Annotated in this window: 18 protein-coding genes; 12 read left to right on the top strand and 6 right to left on the bottom strand. The window is 57.6% G+C overall.

Features of this window, described 5'->3' with window-relative positions:
* The first annotated feature begins 372 nt into the window (after positions 1-372).
* The 3 genes from CKW14_RS16260 to CKW14_RS16270 all read left to right on the top strand — a co-directional run bounded on the left by CKW14_RS16260 (position 373) and on the right by CKW14_RS16270 (position 4,975).
* Positions 373-963 (top strand): hypothetical protein, encoded by a 591-nt coding sequence (locus CKW14_RS16260; protein ID WP_256587238.1) that lies wholly within the window; start codon positions 373-375, stop codon positions 961-963.
* A 200-nt stretch (positions 964-1,163) separates the two neighbouring features.
* Positions 1,164-3,245, top strand: coding sequence for an ATP-dependent endonuclease (locus tag CKW14_RS16265; protein ID WP_095125651.1), 2,082 nt, complete (start codon positions 1,164-1,166; stop codon positions 3,243-3,245).
* Entirely contained in the window at positions 3,242-4,975 is a 1,734-nt protein-coding gene (locus tag CKW14_RS16270; RefSeq protein ID WP_095125652.1) for a UvrD-helicase domain-containing protein, read from the top strand. The genes CKW14_RS16265 and CKW14_RS16270 overlap by 4 nt, the downstream gene beginning before the upstream one ends.
* A 239-nt stretch (positions 4,976-5,214) precedes the next feature.
* On the opposite strand, the gene CKW14_RS16275 is transcribed toward CKW14_RS16270, so the two are convergent.
* Positions 5,215-5,646 (bottom strand): type II secretion system protein N, encoded by a 432-nt coding sequence (locus tag CKW14_RS16275; RefSeq protein ID WP_095125653.1) that lies wholly within the window; start codon positions 5,644-5,646, stop codon positions 5,215-5,217.
* A 120-nt stretch (positions 5,647-5,766) separates the two neighbouring features.
* On the opposite strand from CKW14_RS16275, the gene gspH reads away from it, so the two are divergent.
* A complete protein-coding gene (gene gspH / locus CKW14_RS16280; RefSeq protein WP_008087980.1) occupies positions 5,767-6,213 on the top strand; it encodes a type II secretion system minor pseudopilin GspH in 447 nt (148 codons plus the stop codon).
* Positions 6,210-6,818 carry a prepilin-type N-terminal cleavage/methylation domain-containing protein gene (locus tag CKW14_RS16285; protein ID WP_095125654.1) on the top strand — a complete coding sequence of 203 codons (609 nt, stop codon included), beginning with the start codon at positions 6,210-6,212 and terminating at the stop codon, positions 6,816-6,818. Before gspH ends, CKW14_RS16285 begins: the two co-directional genes overlap by 4 nt.
* Positions 6,819-7,510: 692 nt before the next feature.
* Here the strand turns inward: CKW14_RS16285 and CKW14_RS16290 are convergent.
* From CKW14_RS16290 to CKW14_RS16300, 3 genes are read right to left on the bottom strand one after another with little or no spacing between them, the layout of a single operon-like run.
* The gene (locus CKW14_RS16290; protein WP_095125655.1) at positions 7,511-8,449 is read right to left on the bottom strand and encodes a DUF4880 domain-containing protein; all 939 of its coding nucleotides are present in this window, start codon (positions 8,447-8,449) and stop codon (positions 7,511-7,513) included.
* A gap of 31 nt (positions 8,450-8,480) precedes the next feature.
* On the bottom strand, positions 8,481-9,032 hold the full coding sequence (locus tag CKW14_RS16295) for an RNA polymerase sigma factor (RefSeq protein WP_007913935.1): 552 nt from the start codon (positions 9,030-9,032) through the stop codon (positions 8,481-8,483).
* On the bottom strand, positions 9,029-9,694 hold the full coding sequence (locus CKW14_RS16300) for a secretin and TonB N-terminal domain-containing protein (protein ID WP_095125656.1): 666 nt from the start codon (positions 9,692-9,694) through the stop codon (positions 9,029-9,031). The genes CKW14_RS16295 and CKW14_RS16300 overlap by 4 nt, the downstream gene beginning before the upstream one ends.
* Before the next feature lie 207 nt (positions 9,695-9,901).
* Between CKW14_RS16300 and CKW14_RS16305 the strand changes: the two genes are divergently transcribed.
* Positions 9,902-10,216: a hypothetical protein gene (locus tag CKW14_RS16305; protein ID WP_095125657.1), complete on the top strand. Its 315-nt coding sequence runs from the start codon at positions 9,902-9,904 to the stop codon at positions 10,214-10,216.
* Positions 10,217-10,345: 129 nt separating this feature from the next.
* On the opposite strand, the gene CKW14_RS16310 is transcribed toward CKW14_RS16305, so the two are convergent.
* Entirely contained in the window at positions 10,346-10,786 is a 441-nt protein-coding gene (locus CKW14_RS16310) for a carboxymuconolactone decarboxylase family protein (protein ID WP_095125658.1), read from the bottom strand.
* 311 nt (positions 10,787-11,097) lie between these two features.
* On the opposite strand from CKW14_RS16310, the gene CKW14_RS16315 reads away from it, so the two are divergent.
* The 4 genes from CKW14_RS16315 to CKW14_RS16330 all read left to right on the top strand — a co-directional run bounded on the left by CKW14_RS16315 (position 11,098) and on the right by CKW14_RS16330 (position 14,509).
* Positions 11,098-12,531 carry a PLP-dependent aminotransferase family protein gene (locus CKW14_RS16315; protein ID WP_095125659.1) on the top strand — a complete coding sequence of 478 codons (1,434 nt, stop codon included), beginning with the start codon at positions 11,098-11,100 and terminating at the stop codon, positions 12,529-12,531.
* Positions 12,532-12,654: 123 nt separating this feature from the next.
* Positions 12,655-12,948, top strand: a complete 294-nt coding sequence (locus CKW14_RS16320) for a putative quinol monooxygenase (RefSeq protein ID WP_095125660.1) — start codon at positions 12,655-12,657, stop codon at positions 12,946-12,948.
* Positions 12,949-13,174: 226 nt separating this feature from the next.
* Entirely contained in the window at positions 13,175-13,579 is a 405-nt protein-coding gene (locus CKW14_RS16325; protein ID WP_095050121.1) for a cupin domain-containing protein, read from the top strand.
* A 216-nt stretch (positions 13,580-13,795) separates the two neighbouring features.
* A complete protein-coding gene (locus CKW14_RS16330) occupies positions 13,796-14,509 on the top strand; it encodes an ATPase (protein WP_095125661.1) in 714 nt (237 codons plus the stop codon).
* Between the two features lie 170 nt (positions 14,510-14,679).
* On the opposite strand, the gene CKW14_RS16335 is transcribed toward CKW14_RS16330, so the two are convergent.
* The gene (locus CKW14_RS16335) at positions 14,680-19,575 is read right to left on the bottom strand and encodes an NAD-glutamate dehydrogenase (RefSeq protein WP_095050119.1); all 4,896 of its coding nucleotides are present in this window, start codon (positions 19,573-19,575) and stop codon (positions 14,680-14,682) included.
* A gap of 504 nt (positions 19,576-20,079) precedes the next feature.
* On the opposite strand from CKW14_RS16335, the gene CKW14_RS16340 reads away from it, so the two are divergent.
* Positions 20,080-20,433 (top strand): hypothetical protein, encoded by a 354-nt coding sequence (locus tag CKW14_RS16340; RefSeq protein WP_095050118.1) that lies wholly within the window; start codon positions 20,080-20,082, stop codon positions 20,431-20,433.
* 320 nt (positions 20,434-20,753) lie between these two features.
* Positions 20,754-21,713: a MoxR family ATPase gene (locus CKW14_RS16345; RefSeq protein ID WP_007913915.1), complete on the top strand. Its 960-nt coding sequence runs from the start codon at positions 20,754-20,756 to the stop codon at positions 21,711-21,713.
* The last annotated feature ends 5 nt before the right edge of the window (positions 21,714-21,718 follow it).

Consider the following 21,718-nt stretch of genomic DNA (forward strand, 5'->3'; position numbering starts at 1 on the left):
ATCACCGTTCATTACAGGAGAGCGTATGTTTACTGACATCAAGCCGGGTCCAAAGCCCAAGCGTGACGACGGCAAGGAAGATCGCAGACGGCATGTGAACCCACCCAACGATAAAAAACACCCGACGTTACCTATCCACAAACATAAGCCTGGAGACTAGCTGCAGGTTGATGGCCTCAGTGATTGAAATTGCTCTTGGGACGGATTCCTTCCCAGAAGATGAATCCGTCCGCTTAGAACCTTGTTGAACTTGCTTGGGCAGTTAAAATCAGCGAGTCCAAAGCCTTAAAGGGCTGTAATCAATACGCAAAGCGATGATTGAGTAGTTGATGTAGCAAGATGCTAACCATTCCTAGCTGAAAGGAGGATCGCGTGGACGAAGCGGCAAGGTTTGCATTTTACGAAAAGATTTACTTTTACGAGCTGGAACGTAAAGAAAAGCTCATTTCGAGGCTCAACCTTCCCTTGGCCATCCTAGGTGTATTGCTCTCATTTCTGTCTTACATGCTGGGTAAAGCGCCCGGCTCAGAGGACGGCTTTGCCGGTGTCTCATTCTGGATTCTGTATTTGTGCGCGGTCTTCTGCTTGCTTTGCGGAGCTTATTACTTCCGCTCATCTTGGCAACTGCGTGATTTCGACAGGGGCCTCCCAACCCTGACTGAGCTGGAGAATTATCGTGCCGAAGCAACTTCTCATTTCGCAGTACATGGCGAAAATCAAGATGACGCAGAAACCTACTTCAAGACGATCATCTTGAGCTACTACATTGAAGGTGCAACCGTTAACACTGTGAACAACGACAAACGTGGTTCAAAACTAGTTTCGCTAGCGAATTCCGTAACACTCACTATGATCTTTTCGGTGTTGTCATTCGTTCCGTTTTACACCCATCAGCAGGAGCTGAACCAGCATGAGCAATCAAAAGCCTCCACCACCCCCGCCCCCTCCAATGCGCTTCGTTAAGGATCACGGAAAAAACCTTCCGAAATCGCCACCACCGCCGCCACCGCCAAAGAAAGACTGATGTTTTTTTGCCCTACTCGAGCTCGTTGCGAGTAGGGCCTATTCTCAGAAGGTTAATTCAAGCATTAAAAGTGGACTGAATTATTCCCAGAAAATAAATCAGTACCCATTATTAAGAACAACAAATAAGGGGAGCAAGAATGCGAGTTGAGAAGGTTAGAGTTGAGGGATTTCGACTGCTTCAGGATGTTGAGATCATTCTGGAAAAAAATTCCACGGTGATCGTTGGACGCAACAACAGCGGAAAGACCTCGTTTACCGACATTTTTGATCGCTTTACCGGAGAGACTGGAGCGCGGTTTCGCCTTGAAGACTTCTCGGCCGCACAACGCGAGCGGTTCTTCGCTGCAAAAACGCTTAGAGAACAGGCGGCAAAACCGGAGGACGTACTTGCGGCACTCCCGATGCTCGCTCTTACTCTCACCTTCGGTTACGACAGCACCGCTCCCAACTTAGGACCTCTTTCACCTTTCGTCATTGACTTGGATATAGACTCCACCACTGCCGTTGTGCGCCTCGAATACCGAGCGACACTGTCAACTCTCAATACGCTGCTCGATGCCCCTCCCGCGCCAGAAGGTGTCGAACCAAGAACACACTTCTTTCGCTCATTACGCGACACAGTGGCTAAGGCATACAGTATCCATGTGTTCGCCATCGACCCCACCGACAATACCAATCGCCGTACTTTCGAGGGCACAGCCGCATTATCGGCTTTGCTGCAGTGTAATTTCGTCCGGGCACAAAGGACTCTCGACCACGCGAAGCATGGCGATGCCGATGTTATTGGTAAATTGCTCAGCGCGTTATTCAAAACTGCATCATCGCCGAATGCTGCATCTGCAGATCAGGAGCTAGCAGCGAAGCTAAAGGCATCAGTCGAAGATATCGAGCGCAATGTTCAAGGCGACTTCGACGAGATGCTGAAAAAACTTTTGCCAGCGATGGAAGTACTCGGTTTTCCAAGCCTTAACGATACCGAACTTCGACCCGAGACCTCATTGAACGTTGAGGCCCTCCTTTCGGACCACACAAAGGTGGTCTACACAGGTACAGACGGGGTGCATCTCCCGGAGGGCTATAATGGCCTCGGCACTCGCAATCTTATCTACATGCTGTTGCAGCTAGAGAGTTACCACAAAATCTACCGAGCCAAAATAACCCGTCCAGCAACTCACCTAATATTCATCGAAGAGCCCGAAGCCCACTTGCATCCGCAGATGCAAGAAGTTTTCATCAATCAACTCAATGCCGCCATTGGAAAGCTGTCTACGAGTTACCCTGGAGAGGCTGCGTGGAACGTTCAGTTCATCATCTCGACGCATTCTCCGCATGTGGCTAATACCGCGTCGTTCGAAGCAGTACGATATTTCCTAAATGAGTCACCAACCCCAGCAAACGCTCGTCAGACCAAAGTTAAAGATTTCAAGAAAGGCTTGAGCAGCATTTCTCCCGACGACCAAGACTTCCTGCATCAGTACATGACGTTAACGAAGTGTGATCTGTACTTTGCGGACAAGGCCATCATGGTTGAGGGGACAACCGAGAGGCTACTGATGCCCCGCCTTTGCGAGTTGGTTGATAAAACGCTCGAAGACAAGCACAAACTGGGCAGACAGTATGTGACCTGCGTTGAGGTCGGTGGAGCTTATGCGAACATTTTCTATCCACTTCTAGACTTCCTCGAACTCAAAACTTTGGTCGTCACCGACCTAGATTCAACCAAGCCGGTGGAAAAGCAGAACAAGCATGGGAAAAAGATTACGACCTGGGACAAGTGCCCAGTAGCTGAAGGCGAGCGGACATCGAACGCAGCAATCAAGGATTGGTTTCGTCCCGAGGATGCCGCAGATAAGGATGGCTGGCAGATCACTCCGGCGGAGCTTGTTTCCAAAACTGCGGAAGATAAGCAAAGCGGCTACCGCCGCATTGCATATCAAATTGCAGAGAAACCCGGTACTAACATTTGTGCCCGGAGCTATGAAGATGCACTCGTTCTAGCAAACCCCGATCGCTTTAATTGGCCTAAGGAACAAGATGAGGCATCTGAAGCATGGGAGATAGCTAAAGGGCTCGCGAAAGCTGATACAGCGTTGCGGTTTGCCATTCGCGAAAAGGAATGGACAGTACCCCGCTATATCCAAGAAGGACTAGGATGGCTTTCCGCCCCGCCTCCTCCCGCACAGAACGTGGAAACACCAGTTAAGGAGGAAGCGCAATGACGGAGCCTACCGAGAACCCCGCGCTCATCGCTGCACAAGAAGCCCAAAAAAAGATAAATGAGGCTCTTGATGCTGGCCGTAGCTTCCGCCTTGAAGCCGGTGCCGGCGCAGGCAAGACATATTCACTAGTCGCAGCGCTTAAGCGACTGATTACAGAGCGAGGTCCTGCCTTGGTTCAATCAGGGCAAAGGGTAGCTTGCATCACCTACACAGAGGTAGCCCGTAACGAAATTGCCCAGGAGATTGAGGATCACCCCGCAATTTTGGTCAATACCATCCACGGATTTTCCTGGGCGTTCCTGCAACAGTTTCAAAAAGCAATGCGCGACCTTGTGGGTAAAATGGATGATCGGAAAGAAAAGGTCGAACAAGGCGGAGGAATCGGATTAAAGCCTGTGGATTACAACTTGGGATACTTCAGCGTCGATACCGACAGAATCACGCTGAGCCACGATGACATTCCAGAGATGATTGCCAATCTTCTGCAGGAGGAAAAGTTCCGACGTCTGTTGAGCCAACAGTTTCCAGTGATCTTCATCGACGAATATCAAGATACCCATCCCCAGTTTATGGAGGCAATTACCGAGCACTTCTTGAAGCCCGCCACAGGACCGCTCATTGGTCTATTTGGGGACCACTGGCAGACTATTTATCGTAGTGAATATGAGCTCGCAAAGTACCCAATAGAAGAAATCCCGAAAGGCTCCAACTTTCGATCAGTGCCTGCCATTGTCGATGTGCTGAACAAATTGCGCCCCGAACTCAAGCAAGCAGTCCATGAGCCACAAGCGAAGGGCGAGGCACGGTTCTTTCACACCAACGCCTATAAAGGTCAACGTACCAATGACAGGCACTCCAAAGAAGACTTACCACCCGATCTAGCGCGACGCACTCGAGAAGACTTGATGCTTAGACTGCAAGCCGAGGGCTGGGATCTGAGTAAGACTAAGGTACTGATGCTTACTCACAACGTCCTGGCAGCTGAACAGGGTTATCCCAACATCGCCGAGGTATTCAGCGGTCGCACCGAACAATTCGTAAAGAAAGAAGACCCAGCGATCAAGTTCTTTGTAGAAGTAGTGGAGCCAATGTGTGCGGCCTATAGCGCATCTCGCTTCGGGGATATGTTCAAAGTGTTCGGCACAGGTCCTACGATCACCAAGCATGAAGACAAAACGTGCTGGCGTCGCGACATGGACGATCTCCAGACGCTGCGTGCAGAAGGCACGATTGGACAGGTCATCGATCACCTAAAAGCAACAAAACGTCCATCGCCGCCTGATCGTCTGCTCCGGCGCGATGAAGAGCTCAGGGCTCTAAATGGTGACCCTATACCTGACGATTCCTCCGCACTTTTGCGGTACAGCAAGCTGCGGGAAATACGTTACGGTGAGGTTATCGAGGTGGCTAAATTCATTGACAAACAGACCTCCTTTGCCACACAGCATAGCGTCAAGGGTGCTGAGTTTGAGAACGTATTGGTAGTGTTGGGAGGGGGCTGGAATCACTACAACTGGCCTCAGTTACTAGAGCTTGTTAATACAAAAGCACTGAATAGCAAGAATACAAAAGGCTTTTACCGTGCTCGCAACCTCTTCTATGTTTCCATATCCCGACCAATGACTCGTCTGGCAGTGCTTGCCTCGCAAACCATGCCGGATAACGCCCTCGAAGCGATAAACAAGCTGTTTGGAAGCGACAATGTTGAAGAGTTTTCTATTGCATTGTGAAAAAATTGGCTAGCCGAAAACCGGGCGATTAAAACCGCCCCCCAATTACATATGTTCACCTCTGCCGTTTTCTGCTTGTTTTCACCAACAGAATCTGCCGATAGCGGACATTCGCTACCATCCGCTTTTGGCAGAAAACGACCACGATGATTCTCCGCTTGGCGGTCCTCTGCTTTTCCAGGGGCGCTTGAACCAAGCAATCAGCTACACAGCAAAAATATCGACTCTACCTCTACAAATCAGGGCCTCACCAACCTAGGCAACACCACCCCCTCCGCCAACCTCTCCACCCCCAACCTTACCCTCTCCCCACCCTGCTCAATCACCACCCCATCCCCCTCCACCGCCACCAACTTCACCCCAGGCCCCACCTTCTCCCCCTGCAAAAAACTCCTCGGCGGCCCATCGTTCAGGCTCAGTATCGCCACCGCCCCCCGACTCCCCGCCATCACCCCGCTCACCTTGATATCCATCGGCGCCGTCTGATTGGAAAACCACTGCAACGCCGGGCTATCACTTCTTGCCGCCAGCAATTGCGGGGCCGCTGCCGGGGTGTGTGATTCGGCGGAGGTCAGTAGCAGCGACGACCATGTCGCCACGCCGACCAGCGCGGCGAGCAGTGCGAGGGCCTGGACCATTTGGGGTGGGGAAAAGCGTGCGGTGAAGGTCATGGGTTGAATCTCCTTTTTATCCCTGCTGTCAGCCTACGCGGCAATTCTCTCCGTTTTATTTCACACGCCTTACATGTTGGCCGTGCACGATGGCGCAGGACGCAAAGGAGCGCGCGCGCGATGAACAGGCAACAGGGTTTTACGCTGATCGAGTTGATGGTGGTGCTGGTGATCATCGGCATCGCCAGTGCGGCGATCAGCTTGAGTATCAAGCCTGATCCGTTGCAGTTGCTGCGCAAGGATGCCGAGCGTGTGGCGCAGTTGCTGCAGGTGGCGCAGGCGGAGGCGCGCGCCGATGGTCGGCCGATTGTGTGGGTGAGTGATGCCAAGGGGTTTCGCTTTAGTCGGCGCAGTGACAGTGGCAAGGGTTTTGATCATTTCGCGCAGGATCCGCAGTTGCGGCCGCGTGCCTGGCAGAGTCCGAAGATGGAGGTGCGGGTGGAGCCGAAACAGAGGGTTGTGCTGAACGCTGAGTGGATCAATCCGCCGCTGCAATTGACGTTGTCGGATGGGTTGAATCGCTTGAGTGTGCTGCGTGATGGCAGTGGAAGGATCAGCCTGCAATGAAGCGCCAGCAAGGGTTTACGTTGATTGAGGTGATGGTCGCGATTTTGTTGATGGCGGTGGTGAGTCTGATTGCCTGGCGGGGGCTGGACAGTGTGACGCGGGCGGACAGTCATTTGCAGGCGAGCAGTGAGCAGAGTGACGGTTTGTTGCGGGCGCTGAATCAGTTGCAGCGGGATGTGGAGATGCGGGCGGGGATTGAGTTGACGGAGCCGAAGAAGGTTGGGGTGGATGATGAGCCGCCGAGCGCCCCGCCAGCCCTGACTGTGCGCAGTAGCGACAGTAAGGGTTTTCGTCTGGACATCATTCGCACGGCGGCGGATCAGCCTGGGGCTTTGCAGCGGGTGCGCTGGTGGGTCAAGGGCGACACGTTGTATCGGGCGGTGGCTGAGGCGCGGAGTCGGTATCCGTTGCCGGCGCCTGGGAATGGGGTTGCTGTTTTGAGTGATGTCAGTGATGTGCAGGTGCGGGTTTGGGAGGTGGATAAGGGGTGGCGGCAGTTGAGTGGGAATCGGCGGGAGGATCCGTTGGGGTTGGAGATTCGCTTGAGTCGGGGGACGGTGCAGGGGGTGGAGAAGTATCGGCAGGTGATTGGGCCGTTGGATTGATGCGTATCCCTGCAAAGCTCCTACATTGGGATTGGTTGAAATCAGTTGGAAATTGGTCGGCTTTCAGGCCGCCATCGCTGGCAAGCCAGACTCCCACAGGGATTGAGTACAACCGGTAGATATTGGTTGGCTGGCAGGCCGTCATCGCTGGCAAGCCAGCTCCCACAGGAATTGGGTGAGGTCAGTGGGGATTGGTTGGCTGTGAGGTCGTCATCGCGAGCAGGCTCACTCCTACAGTTGGATCGGGTACATCAGCAAGAGATTGGTTGGCTGGCAGGCCGCATTCGTGAGCAGGCTCGCTCCCACAGTTTATAATTTGCGTACAACCCAAGCGGCAAAGCCGCCCCACTCAACAGGATGAGCGTTAGCTCGGCTGCAGCTTTTGATCTTGATCTTGATCCACGGGCGACGTCGGAAGGCTGAGTGGAGGGATTCATCCGGGCGTGGGAGCGCAGCGACCGTTTGGCGAAGCCAAATGCATCGAGAGGAGGTGCAGCGAAGCAAACCGTAGGCGATGCGCCCGGATGGATCCCGCAGCGAAGGTACCCCGAGCTTTAGCGAGCGGGCCGTACGTAGGAGCAAGCGTTTTTTTGCTTACTTTTTTAGGCGTTTGTAAAAAAAGTGAGTCGCCGTAAGGGCGAAACCCTAAGCGGCCTTTACCGCAGCAACGGATATGTACCCAGTCAAACCCACTAACTCAAAACGACAACGCCACCCGGCAACTCAGTGCATTTAACGCCATAAGCATCGCGAATCAGCAGCGCAACGCCGGCGAGCTGATCAAGGCTAAAGCGCGCCTGGACGCGGCGTTGGCCGAGTTCGCGGTTGAGCAGCAGCAACATGCCGGGGCGGTAGCGGTTGATCTCGTCGATCATTTGGCTGAGGGTTGCGCCGTTGAACACCAGCACTTGTTGGCGCCAGTTCATTACTGCGGCTGTGTCGACGCTTTGCACGCTACCAACTTGGCGCGCGTCATAGGTCACTTGCTGGCCCGGTTCTAGACGCAGACTACGACCCTCAACATCCACTTCAACCGCACCATCGAGGCAGGTCACGCAGACTTGCTGATCAGTGTTGCGCAGGTTGAAACGTGCCTGACTGGCGCGCAACCACCCTCCTCCAGCCTGCATCGCCAGCGGCAAGCGTGCGGTCTGCACTTCGACTTCGCCGCTGACCAGTTCAAAGCCCTGCACGCCGTTATCGATTGAGCGCTGATTGATCCGAGTCTGGGTGTTCAGCTCCAGGCTCACACCCTGCGCCGGTTCAAAACGACGCTGCTGGCCAACTTCAGTGATGTAGTCAGCGCCCAGCCCTTCAAAACCACCAGGAATCGTCCCGCGCACCAGCAAAAACGCCGCCGACGCAGCAATCGCCCCACCGAGAAAGGCACGGCGACCGAAACGCCGTGGCGCCTGCATTTGCTCCACGGCCGGTTGCAGTTGCTGCCACAACCGCTTGGCATCTTCGAATGCGCGCGCATGTTCGGCACTCTGCGCGCACCATTCGCGCAATGCGCGGGCGTCGGCCACGGTGGCGCGGCCGGAGGTCAGCAGGACCAGCCAGTCACGGGCTTCGCTGTGCAGATTGTCGGCCGCCGATGGCTCGGCAGGTGTCAGTCGAAAGATGTTCAAACGCGCAGATTCTCAACGAATTGATCGGGCACTATTCAGAAGACGGTTTTCCGGCCCCGCGACCGAACCGCTGAAACACTTTTCTTTCCAGCTTCGCAGCGCAGAAGCCTAACGCGGCTTTGATTTCCTTCTCGACCATGCGCGTGGAAATGCCGAAACGCTGGGAAATTTCCAGGTGCGGCGCCTCTTCCAGACGCGCCGCGATGAAGATCTTCCGGCGCCGTGCGGGCAGCTCGTACAACGCACTGAGCAGCGACTGGATTTCCTTCTGCCCACCGACCACCCGCGCAGGATCGAGGGCTTCATCGCCGATTTGCAGCAGCTCTTCAACTTCCTCGCCGGTGAGCAGGCGCGCGTCGGCCTGACGGCGGTCGGCGGCGATGTTCAGGGCCATGCGATAGAGGTAGGCATTGGGCCGCAGGACGTTCGGCGGCGTCTCCATGCGGTCGACGCGCAGGTAGGTTTCATGCAGCACGTCGTTGGCTAGATCTTCCGAACCGAGACGCCTGCGCAGGCGCACCCGAAAGTCCTCGTAGGACGTCAGGAACAGTTGGACCATCGAACCTTGTCCGGTGTCTTTCATCCCCCGGAAACTCCTTCCCATTTGGTGCATTCCATGCGTTTTCCTGACGACTCCGGTAACAACAGCAACGTGACCGGCTGACGCAAGGCGCTGGGCGTCGGCCGGTCGATTTTGAGGTTGCGAAAACTTTCCACCAGCGCGTTGTCGCGCCGTACATCTCCGGTCGAAGTGACCAACCGGTTGTGCTGCACCATGCCGTCGCGGCCAACCCAGACCTGCAACACCGCGCGATAACTGCCCGGACGGGTCAGCGGCGAGCGGCACAGGTTGCGCTCGATCGCCGCTTGCACCGCCGTGGCGTAACTGCGGTTGACGGCGACGCTTTCGGGCGTCTGCTTTTGCGGCGGTGCCGGCACGTCTTCGACCTGCGCCACTTGCAACGTAAACGCATCGTCGCGGGCATAACGCGCCATCAACCCACTGCCGCCGAGCAAGCGACGCAGGGCATCGGCGGCGGTGTATTCACCGTCGACCGCCAGCGAACGTCGACCGCGACTCAACTGACTGTCGACCAGCACCGCAACGCCAGTGGCGTGGCTGTACTGATCCAGCGCGTGGGCCAGATCCTGTGCCGGAATGTGCAGCGTCATGCGCAAGTCCGCCGGCACCGCGTCGGCCATGGCGTGACTTGCCGCACAGCCGAGCAGCCACCCCAGACACATCCGGCGCACAAGCCTCGTTGAACGCTGAAAACCGTCCGTGGAATTGCCTCGCTGCACGGCTGACGAATCCTTGGAAATCGTCATCCTGAGGGCTGTTTATGAATCTGGTGTGACGGGCGGTGCAAAAAAACCATCACGGGAATTGCGCAAGGCTTGCACTAGACTCAAGCCATAGCGCGGCCCCGTCGGGCCGGCCAGGAGGCGAGCATGAACACACTGTGGCGATTGAGCCTTGGCGGGCTGTTGTTGATGGCGCTGTCGAGCGCTTATGCCGAGGAATCCTTGGGCTGTGTCGAGGTGACGGTCGGCGGCTACAAGGCGCCGAATTACGACTGTTTGAGCCAGCAGATGGGCAACAACCCGGAAGGCGCAGCGGCGGCGGAAAAGAACCAGGAGGCGCTGAATGTGCCGGTGAACAAACGGCCGCCGAATCAGGTTGGACTGGCGACGCCGGCCGCGACCAGTACGCGGATGGGCAATACCTTTGGCACATCAGTGAAACCACAACGCCCACCGCAATGACACGCCACCGATCATTCCCACGCGCCGCGTGGGAATGCAGCCCGGGACGCTCCGCGTCCCATCCAGAGCCGAACGCGGAGCGTCCGTTGAGGCATTCCCACGCGGAGCGTGGGAACGATCAGGGCGGGTTCAATCGCTTGGGGTTTGGCGGAAGCTCACCGCAAGGCGATTCCAACTGTTGATGGTGGTCACGGCCATGGTCAGGTCGACCAGTTCGCCTTCGCTGAATTGCTCGCGCGCCTGCTGATACACCTCATCGGGCACACGGCTCTCCGCCAACAACGTCACCGCCTCCGCCCAGGCCAGCGCCGCACGCTCGCGCGGGTTGAAGAAATTACTGTCGCGCCACACCGCGATCGCATACAAGCGCCGATCAGTCTCCCCCGCCCGCCGCGCATCCACCGAGTGCATGTCGGTGCAGAACGCACAGCCGTTGAGTTGTGAGGCGCGGATCCGGATCAGTTGCAGTATCGGCTGTTCGATACTGAGGTTGGCGGTCAGCGCCTCCATGGCAATCATCGCTTTCATCGCTTTGGGCGAAGCGTTGTAGTAATCCAGGCGCGGGGACATGGGCAGGTCTCGGTGGACGGAATGATGAGTTCACCGTAAACGCCGACAACCATGCATTACAGCCCCAATTGCACGGAAAACCGCCACACCACTGAATCCCCGCCAAACACCAATCCCTGTAGGAGTGAGCCTGCTCGCGATAGCGGTGTGTCAGGCAACATTGATGTCGGATGTGCCACCGTCATCGCGAGCAGGCTCACTCCCACAGGGAATGGGGCCAATTTCGGGTTTTTCGGGTAGGCAACTATTGCCGGTCCCGCAACAGCGGTAATCTGGCGGGCACGCCAAACAGCCCCAGGAGCCTCGTCGGTATGGAACTTCACGTCGTGATCAACGGCCGCAAGGATCTTGCCGGTCAGTTGTATCAGCAACTGCGCGGGGCCATTGAATCCGGGCGTCTGGCCGCCGGCACGCAATTGCCGCCCAGCCGTCTGCTCGCCGAGCAACTGGGGATTTCGCGCAAGACCATTTCCGACACCTACGCGCAACTGACCTACGAAAACTTTCTCACCGGGGTGATCGGCAAAGGCACCTACGTCAACGCGCGCCCGGCGCAGATCCAGCGCAAACAGAGCCACACCGAACTGGCCGGCGCCGAGGTGATCGAGAGCTGGCGCAAGCTACCGGTGTTTCTGCGCCATCCGACGCTGGAAGGCTCGCTGCGCTACGACTTTATCGGCGGCGCCACCAGCAAGGGCCAGCTCCCGCAAGATGACTGGCGCCGCTGCGTGTCCCACGCGATGCGGCAGATGGCGCAGTCCAAGGGTTTCTACAGCCTGCCCGAAGGCTTGCCGGCGCTGCGCAATGCGATTGCCCGGCACATCGCGTTTTCCCGGGGCATCAACTGTCAGGATGAAGACATCGTCGTGTGCAACGGCGCGCAGCAAGCGCTGGACCTGATCACACGCGTGCTGATCCGCCCGGGCAGTCTGGTGGCGATGGAGGATCCCGGTTATCCGCCGGCACGCCTGTTGTTCGCCACCCATGGCGCCGAGGTGGTCGGGATTCCGGTGGATGCCGAGGGCATTCAGGTTGAACATATTCCCGAGGGCACCCGCCTTATCTATGTCACGCCGTCGCACCAGTTCCCGCTGGGCATGCCGATGAGCCACGCACGCCGCGAAGCCTTGTTGGCTCGCGCGCATGAGTTGGGCGCGATCATCATCGAGGACGACTATGACAGTGAGTTTCGCTACGAAGGTCGGCCGACCGATTCGCTGTTCAATCTCGACCAGCGCGGCATCGTCGCCTACGTCGGCACCTTCTCGAAAACCCTGCTGCCGGAGCTGCGCCTGGGTTATGCGATTCTGCCGCCAGCGATCCTCGAGGCGGTGATCCGCGCCAAGCAACTCACCGATCTACACGCCTCGACCTTGCCGCAATGGGCGCTGGCCAAGTTCATCGCCGAGGGTTGCCTGCTCAAGCATATCCGCCGCTGCCACACCATTTATGCGCAACGCCGCGAGCGCATTCTGGCGCGCATGGCCGACGATCTTTCGCCGTGGCTGCAGGCGGTGCCGCCGAGTGCCGGGTTCCACATGACGGTGTTCTGCAAGGTTCCGATCGACCTGCCGCTGGTGATCGAACTGGCGAAAAAGGTCGAAGTCGGCCTGTATGCGATCAACGGTTTCTATTACCAGCAAACGCCGAAAAACGGCCTGTACTTCGGCTTTGGCGCCATCGAAACCCTGGACATCGATATCGCTCTGGATCGCCTGCGCGACATCCTCCAGCAGGTCGCCTGAGCGATTGGCCTAAAGATTTAACCGCCGATTGGTTATTGGTGATCCACAAGTGCAGGCCTATTCTGCACAGGCGTTATCCCTCAATGAGCAGGATTCGTCCGGCCTGATTCAGGAGTGTGAGCAATGTCCAACGAAGTGATCAATACGGTGCAGGTGCAGGCTGCCGCCGGCCGCTCGGATGAACTGGGCAAGCAACTGCAGAAGATCGTCGAAACCCTGCGCGAAACGCCGGGCTGCGATTCCTACCTGGTCGACCGCTGCCCCGAGGACAGCCACCGCTGGACGGTCAGTGCACGCTGGCAGTCGGAAGCGGCGATGCAGGCGCATTTCAACCGGCCCGAGGCGCAGGGGTTTATTGACTTGATCGATAGTCGGTTGGCCAATAGTGTGGATTTCAACAGCTTCCATATCGTCTGATCTGACGCTATCGCTGGCAAGCCAGCTCCCACAGGGTTCAGCGTCGTTCGATAATTTAATGAACGACACAAAACCTGTGGGAGCTGGCTTGCCAGCGATGGCGTACTCAAACACGCTGAATAACCGCCGATTGGTCACCTGATCTTCCCGAATATTGGCCGTTTGAATGCCCCGCCCTGCGGACTACTGTGATCAGCAACACCCCGATCATCACAGGTAACCCGCCATGAAAGCCCTGCCCTTCTTCGCCGCCGCCCTCGCCCTGAGCCTCTGCACCTCGGCCGTTTTCGCCCACGATCCCTCGGAAAAAGTCACCGTCCTGCAAGACCAGATGCTGAAAAACGCCCCCGGCAAAAAAGCCATGATGATCGAGGTTGATTACAAACCCGGCCAATCCTCAATCGCCCACAAACACGACGGCACGGCGATGGCTTACGTGCTGGAAGGTGAAGTGATTTCCCAAGTGAAGGGCGAACAACCGATCACCTACAAGAAGGGCCAGTTCTGGTACGAACCCGCCGGCTCCGAGCATCTGGTGTCGAAAAATGCCAGCCAAAGCAAACCCGCCAAGTTGCTGGTGTTCATGGTGCTGGCCCCGGATGAACAAGTGCTGATCCCGCTGAAAAACTGATGGCTGTTTAACCAGCCATAAATAAAAGGGCTCAAATCGTTGATTTGGGCCTTTTTATTGCCCGGGGCAATTAACCGCGCCGGGTTACAGCAAATGAACCTAATCAACTGTTGTTAGCTCAGCAAATTGTCAGGTTGGCGGGTTTAGTCTGAGTTAACGGTCGTGATTTACGACTTTTAAACTTTCCGACTGATGTTGTTTCACGGGAGAAACACCATGAAACTTGCGTTCACCAGTGTACTGGCGATATCGGTTTTAACCCTCTCTGCCTGTTCAGTGCCGACGGCCCCAAAAGCAGTTTCCTCTCTCGATACTCTGCTGCCTCATCCCACCGGCCGCAGTAGCGCCACTCAGGTAAAAAGCGGTCCCGGCGTATCGCTCGGCGTGGTCTACAGCCCAAGTACCCAGACCAACCGTGAATACCTGCGTGACTATCAAGCCAACGCCGGCACCGGTTTCGGCCAGAGCCTGCTGGTGCAGCCGATCCACGACGCCTATGTCGCCAGCTCGAAACCAGACATGGCGGTGGAATGGGTCAACGCCTCGCTGCAGCGTCAGTTCGGCTCGGTGACGGTGTATCCGGATATGCAGAGTCTGCGTGCGGCCAGACCGGATGTGGTGGCGATCATCGATACCCACAGCCAGTTGATCACTTCGCGCAGTTCCGACATCAAGGCCGACGTCAGTGCCGATTTTTATGATGCGCAGCTGAACTATATCGGTACGGCGAAAGGCTCCGAGGCGAGAGAACTGACACCGGTGTGGGCGGACTTCAAGGGTTCGGAAGAGATAGTTGCCGATATTAATCAGCAGCAGGATGTGCAAGTTCGGGCGTTGCAGAAGTTTGACCAGTCGCTCAACAATTTGGTCGCAAGGCCTGCGGACAAAGTGTCAATGCTGGATAGTAAACAAAGTCAGAAGTTGTATTGAATGTATGGGCCTCATCGCTGGCAAGCCAGCTCCCACAGGTATCGTGGTGCACCCGATCCTTGTGGGAGCTGGCTTGCCAGCGATGAGGCCGGAACAGCCACCACAAACCTCTCAGACAGAAAAAAGCCCCGGCATCTCACGACACCGGGGCTTTTTCATTCACCCACTACTTACGCCAATTCAAGCTCGGCATTCGCAGCAGCCGCAGGCACAACCGCCTGCCCACTCAACGCCAGATCCAGCAGTTCACGGTTGGCCACCGCATACATGGCGTAGTCCGTGCCGCTTGCCGCGCGGATTTCCACCAGCATGGCGCGCCAGCGCGAGATCATGCTTTCGTGCTGTTCCATCCACAGCGCCAGACGTGCTTCCACGTCTTGAGTGCCGTCGCCCTGTTGCAGGACGGAGATGGTGATCGCCCGTTGCTGCCAGTCGACGTCATCACGGAACGCTTCACGGGCCAGGGCTTGCCAGTTGTTTTCAACCGGCAGCGCGCTGATCTGTTGCAGGTACCAGGTGATGTCCAGCGCACTGCCCACGGCGAAGTAGGCCTTGGCCACTTCGGCAGGGTTCTGTCCGGTCACGTCGGACGCTTCGATGATCGGCAGCAAGGTGTACAGGTGCGAGGTGCCCGCCACCATACGCGCCAGCAGTTCCGGCACACCGGCTTCGACGTAAGCCTGATAACGCGCCTGCCAGTTTTCGCGGATTTCGCCGCTCAGCAGTTCGTCGAGCTTCAAACCCAGCTCTTTCAGGTGCGGACCGAAGTGCGCGGTGTCACGGGCAGCGTTCTGCTCGTTGCGACGGGCACGCAGGAACCAGCGCGTAGCGCGGCGACCCAGACGCATCAGCTCGTCCATCAGCTCCAACTGCACGTCAGCGCTGACTTGGTAGTCCAGCGCTTCGATCTGACGGAACCAGTGCGGGAGGTGGAAGATGTCGCGCACGATCACATAAGCGCCAGCGACGTTCGCCGGGCTCATGCCGGTCGACTCTTTGAGTCGTTGAACGAAGGTGATGCCCATGTGGTTGACCAGGTCGTTGGCGATCTGGGTGCTGACGATCTCGCGCTTCAGACGGTGACGACGCATGGCTTCGGAGAACTTGCTGACCAGGGTCGGCGGGAACGCCGTTTCCATGTCGCGGGTCAGGTAGTCGTCGTCCGGCACCAAGGAGCCCAACAGCTGCTCTTTGAGGTCGATCTTGCTGTACGAGATCAGCACCGACAGCTCAGGACGGGTCAGACCGTGGCCTTCGGCAATGCGCTCGTTGATCTGCTCTTCGGTCGGCAGGAACTCGATGGCACGGTCCAGCTTGCCACGGCCTTCCAGATCACCCATCAGACGCTTGTACTCAGCGATGCGTTCGTAGGCACGACGCGCCGCCAGGGACAGGGCCTGAGTCTGCTTGTAGTTGTTGCCCAGCACCAGGTTGCCGACTTCGTCGGTCATGCTCGCCAGCAACTGGTTGCGTTGCTTGTCGGTCATGTCACCGGCCTGAACCACTTCATTCAGCAGGATCTTGATGTTCACTTCGTGGTCGGAGCAGTCCACGCCACCGGCGTTGTCGATGAAGTCGGTGTTGGAACCGCCGCCATTCAGACCAAACTCCACTCGACCCAATTGGGTCATGCCGAGGTTACCGCCCTCACCCACGACTTTGCAGCGCAGCTCGTTGCCGTTCACGCGCAGTGCATCGTTGGCCTTGTCGCCGACATCGGCGTGGCTTTCAGTGCTGGCTTTGACGTAAGTACCGATACCGCCGTTCCACAGCAGATCCACCGGTGCCTTGAGCAAGGCGTTCAGCAGTTCGGTCGGGGTCAGCTTGTCAGCCTTGATGTCGAAGCGTTCCTGCATCTGCGGGGAGATCGCGATGCTCTTCGCGCTGCGCGAGAAGATACCGCCACCCTCGGACATGATGCTGGTGTCGTAGTCGGTCCAGGCCGAACGCGGCAGGTCGAACATGCGCTGACGCTCAACGAAGCTGGTCGCCGGGTTCGGGTTCGGGTCGATGAAGATGTGCATGTGGTTAAACGCGGCAACCAGTTGCAGCTTGTCGGACATCAACAGGCCGTTACCGAACACGTCACCGGCCATATCGCCGACACCGACCACAGTGATGCTGTCTTCCTGAACATTGATGCCGCGCTCGCGGAAGTGGCGTTGTACGCCAACCCACGCGCCTTTGGCGGTAATGCCCATTTTCTTGTGGTCGTAACCGGCCGAACCACCGGACGCAAACGCGTCACCCAGCCAGAAGCCGTAGTCGATGGCGATGCCGTTGGCGATGTCGGAGAAGGTCGCAGTGCCCTTGTCCGCTGCTACTACCAGGTACGGGTCATCGTCGTCATGACGCACGACGTTGGCCGGCGGTACCAGCGCGCCGTCTTTCAGGTTGTCGGTGATGTCCAACAGACCCGAGATGAAGATGCGGTAGCAGGCGATGCCCTCGGCCGCGATCTCGTCACGGCTGCCGCCCAGTGGCAGGCGACGCGGCAGGAAGCCGCCCTTCGCACCCACTGGCACGATGACCGAGTTCTTCACTTGCTGGGCTTTTACCAGGCCGAGGACTTCGGTACGGAAGTCTTCTTCACGGTCGGACCAGCGCAGACCACCACGAGCGACGTTACCGAAGCGCAGGTGCACGCCTTCAACGCGTGGCGAGTAGACGAAGATTTCGAACTTCGGCACTGGCTTCGGCAGTTCAGGGATCGCGTGCGGGTTGAACTTGAAGCTGAAGTACGACTTGTTCTGGCCGTTGGCGTCAGTCTGATAGAAGTTGGTCCGCAGGGTGGCTTTGATCAGGTCGAGGTAACGACGCAGGATGCGGTCTTCGTTGAGCACCTGGACGTCGTCCAGTGCGGTCAGAATCGCTTGTTCCAGACGCAGTTGCTTGTCTTCCAGATCGTCGTCGCTGAGTTTGCGCGCCAGATAGAAGCGGGTCTTGAACAACCGGGTCAGTTCGCGAGCGATGTCGGTGTGGTTGTTCAGGGTGCTGGCGATGTAACCCAGGTCGAAGCCCAGACGAATCTGCTTCAGGTAACGCGCGTAAGCACGCAGCAGCGCGACGTCGCGCCATGGCAGGCCGGCGGTCAGTACCAGACGGTTGAACGCATCGTTTTCGGCGTCGCCGCGAACGATGTGGACGAACGCGTCCTGCAGGGTGTCGTTGAGTTGCTGGATGTCGAGGTCGAGGCCTTCAGCGGCAGTGAACGCGAAGTCGTGGATCCAGAACTCGCGGCCATTGGTGTGACGCAGACGGTACGGGAATTCGCCCAGTACGCGCAGACCGAGGTTTTCCAGGATCGGCAAGACGTCGGACAGCGCCAGCGGCGTGTCGGCGTGGTACAGCTTGCAATGCAGCTCGCGCTGGCCGGAGACCTGACCGAGCGGCTGATAGAAGCTCATCACCAGCGGATTTTTTTCGTTGAGGCTCAGCAGGTGCTGCATGTCGACCACGGCCGAATGCGCAGCGAAACGCTCGCGGTAGCCGGCCGGGAAGCCTTTCGGGAAGTCGGCCAGCACGTTGGTGCCGTGGGCTTCGCCGAAGCTTTCGACGGTCAGTGCGGCGTAGTCGTCCTGCCAGCTGCGGCACGCTTGTACGACTTCTTTTTCCAGCAGCACGGTGTCGATGTCGAGACGGTTTTTCGGGTCGACACGCAGAATCAACTGCACGCGCGCCAGTACCGACTCGGAGAAGAACGTCCAGAACTCGCAATCGGAAGCCTTCAGGCGCTCCATCAGCACTTGCTGGATCTTCTGGCGAACTTCGGTGGAGTAGATGTCGCGCGGCACGTAGGCCAGGCAGTAGCAGAAACGCCCGTACGGGTCTTTGCGCAGGAACACGCGGATCTTGTTGCGTTCCTGGATTTGCACGATCGACATCACGGTGGTGAACAGTTCGTCGACCGGGGTCTGGAACAGGTCATCACGCGGCAGCACTTCAAGCACCTGCGCCAGTTCCTTGCCCAGGTGAGCCTTGGACTGGAAGCCGGAGCGCGTTTCGATTTCTTCGACCTTGCGGCGGATGAACGGGATGACCCGCACGCTCTCGCCATACACCGAGGAGGTGTACAGGCCCATGAAACGGTGTTCTTTGATGACTTTGCCGTCGGCGTCGATTTCACGGATCGACACGTAATCCGGGTAAGCCGGACGGTGTACACGGCTTGGGTGCGCAGCCTTGGCGAACGACAGCAGGGTCGGTTCGCGCAGGTAGGCAACGGCGTAGTCTTCGATGCGCAGGTCTTCGTAGGTCAGGCCGGTGCGCAGCAGTTTGGTCAGGCCGAGGAAGGAGTTCTGGTCGTACTCGATATGGCCGCCATCGGCCTGATCGGTGACTACGAATTCTTCGTAGCCGAGGAAGGTGAAGTGGTTGCCCACCAGCCATTCCAGGAAGCTTTTGATTTCGTTCTTTTCGTCGGCATCGACGGCGAAGGCGCTGTTGTCGAGTTTGGTGAGGATTTCCTGCACCTTGGCTTTCATCGGCTCGAAATCGGCGACCGCGACGCGGACTTCACCGAGAACCTGTTCCAGCTCTTTGCTCAGCACATTCAGTTCGGCCGCGTTGGCGCAGCGGTCGATTTCCAGGTACATCAACGACTCTTGCAGAATGCCGTCGCCCTGGGTGCCTTTCGGCAGGATTTCCAGCAACTCGCCCTTGCTGCCACGACGCACGCTGAGCACGGTGGTTTGCAGGGTGTGGATACTGTAGCCGCGGCGGTTCAGTTCAGTACGAACCGAGTCGACCAGAAATGGCAGGTCGTGGTGCAGGACTTCGACCGCGGTGTGGGTCGACTGCCAGCCATGACGCTCGTAATCAGGGTTGTAGACGCGCACTTGCGGTTGCGCGTGATCGAAGCGCTCAAGCAGGCGCCACGCGGAAAGAGTACAGCCAGCGAGGTCGGAGAGGCGACGTTGAGTCAGCTCGTCCAAAGAAATGATGCCGAAGAATTGTTCAGCGAACAGCGCCACTTGTGGCAGTGCCTGTTCACTGATGTGCTGCGCCAGTGCCGCTTGCAGTTGGTGCTGGAAGTCGGCTTTGCTGGCTGCGGTGAAGAACGCCATCTGTGGTACTCCGCTTAAGCTTGTTATTGATGGAAAGCGTCGCGTGCAACACCCCTTTCGGGGCTTGTGTCGCCCTGTTCCTGATTCTCGGGCAGAGGAAACAGGGGGACAGGTGGGTGAAGCTGGACGGGACACTCAGGTCACATTCACCTTCCATAGAATGAGCATCTGCAAAAGCGACTGCCAGCGGTGCCGACAATGCCTTTACGGGTGCTCATCCGTTGCGCAGCTTAAAGGGTGCGACAATGTGTCTGCTTGCGGTGCTGCGACATATTCGGTCATTGGCACGTAAACCGAGGGTCTGGCACCGGTAAACACTAGCAGTCGTGGCGGAAAATGCCGGTCTGAATGCCCGTTTTTACGGTACATGCGTGCCAGAAATGACCATTGATCCATGTCGCGTTCACGACACATCCTCTGACACTCTCACATGCAGAAATTCCCGAGGACTGGCAGAATCGCGCCCATTAGCGACCAACACGCCCCTCGAGGCAGGAATTGACCATGCAAATGACCACCGCCCTACTGATCGTCAACCCGTGCGATGACGAAGAAGACAACATGGCAATGCTCTGCTGCCACAGCGACAAGGGCGACATGTTCCTGATGAGTCGCTACCCGGATGAGGATGAGCTGGAGATCACTCTGGATGGCGAACCTTCGACGCTGGACGGGGTGAAAGTCACCCTGAGTTCGAATCTGTTGAAGATCGAGATTGCGGCGGCGGATGCCGATGCGCTGAACGGGGATGATGTGCTGGAGATCAGCTTTAACCCGGACATGGTTGATCTGGATGAGGTTGTCGAGACCTTGACGAATATCCTTGATGGGACGGGTACCTTCATTAACGAAGTTTGATGGCGTCCAGACTGGCCTCATCGCTGGCAAGCCAGCTCCCACAAGTATCAGCGGTGTGAACGCGATCTATGCAACACATCGGTCCCTGTGGGAGCTGGCTTGCCAGCAATGAGGCCTTCACAGACAGCCAAAAGATCGCAGCCTGCGGCAGCTCCTACATTGGAATGCAATCACCTGTAGGAGCTGCCGCAGGCTGCGATCTTTTGCCTTTTTCTACAAAATGCCGTTAGTCGCCACCCCCCGCGATGGATTAAAGTAACGCCCCCAGCCCTGGCGTTATCCGGACGCCTGTGGCCACCCCTTTCCAGGAACAGTCACCGATGGAACATCGTGAAGCGCTGCTGGCGCTGCGAACCTTTCTTTCAACGCAGATTCTCGGCCAGGAAAAACTCATCGAGCGTTTGCTCATCGCCCTGCTCGCCGACGGCCACATGCTGGTCGAGGGAGCTCCGGGTCTGGCCAAGACCAAAGCGATCAAAGAACTCGCCGAGGGCATCGAAGCCCAGTTCCATCGCATTCAGTTCACCCCTGACCTGCTACCGGCCGACATCACCGGCACCGAAATCTATCGCCCGGAAACCGGCAGTTTCGTGTTCCAGCAAGGGCCGATCTTCCACAATCTGGTGCTGGCGGACGAAATCAACCGTGCCCCGGCCAAAGTGCAATCGGCGCTGCTCGAAGCCATGGCCGAGCGTCAGGTCAGTGTCGGTCGCAGCACTTACGAGTTGTCGCCGCTGTTTCTGGTAATGGCCACGCAAAACCCGATCGAGCAGGAAGGCACGTATCCGCTGCCAGAAGCACAGCTCGACCGTTTTCTGATGCACGTGAAAATCGGTTTCCCGGACGCTGCCGTCGAACGCCGCATCCTCCAGCAGGCCCGTGGCGAAGCGTTGAACGGTGAAACCAAACCCGAACGCCGCGTCAGCCAACAGGCGATCTTCGCCGCGCGCAAGGAAATCCTCGGTCTGTACATGGCCGACGCCGTGGAGGAATACCTCGTGCAACTGGTCATGGCCACGCGCAACCCGGCCAAGTTCGACCCGGAAATGGCCGAGTGGATCGCCTACGGCGCCAGCCCGCGCGGCTCGATTGCTCTCGACCGTTGTGCCCGCGCCCACGCCTGGCTGGCCGGCCGCGATTTCGTCAGCCCGGAAGACATTCAAGCGGTGCTGTTCGACGTGTTGCGCCACCGCATCATTTTGTCGTTTGAAGCCGAAGCCGCCGGCATCGATCAGGATCGGGTGGTGCAGCGGATTCTCGACGTCGTAGCCGTCGCTTGACCCCC

This window comes from Pseudomonas sp. Irchel s3a12, assembly GCF_900187485.1.
In the GTDB taxonomy this organism is placed as follows: domain Bacteria; phylum Pseudomonadota; class Gammaproteobacteria; order Pseudomonadales; family Pseudomonadaceae; genus Aquipseudomonas; species Aquipseudomonas neuropathica.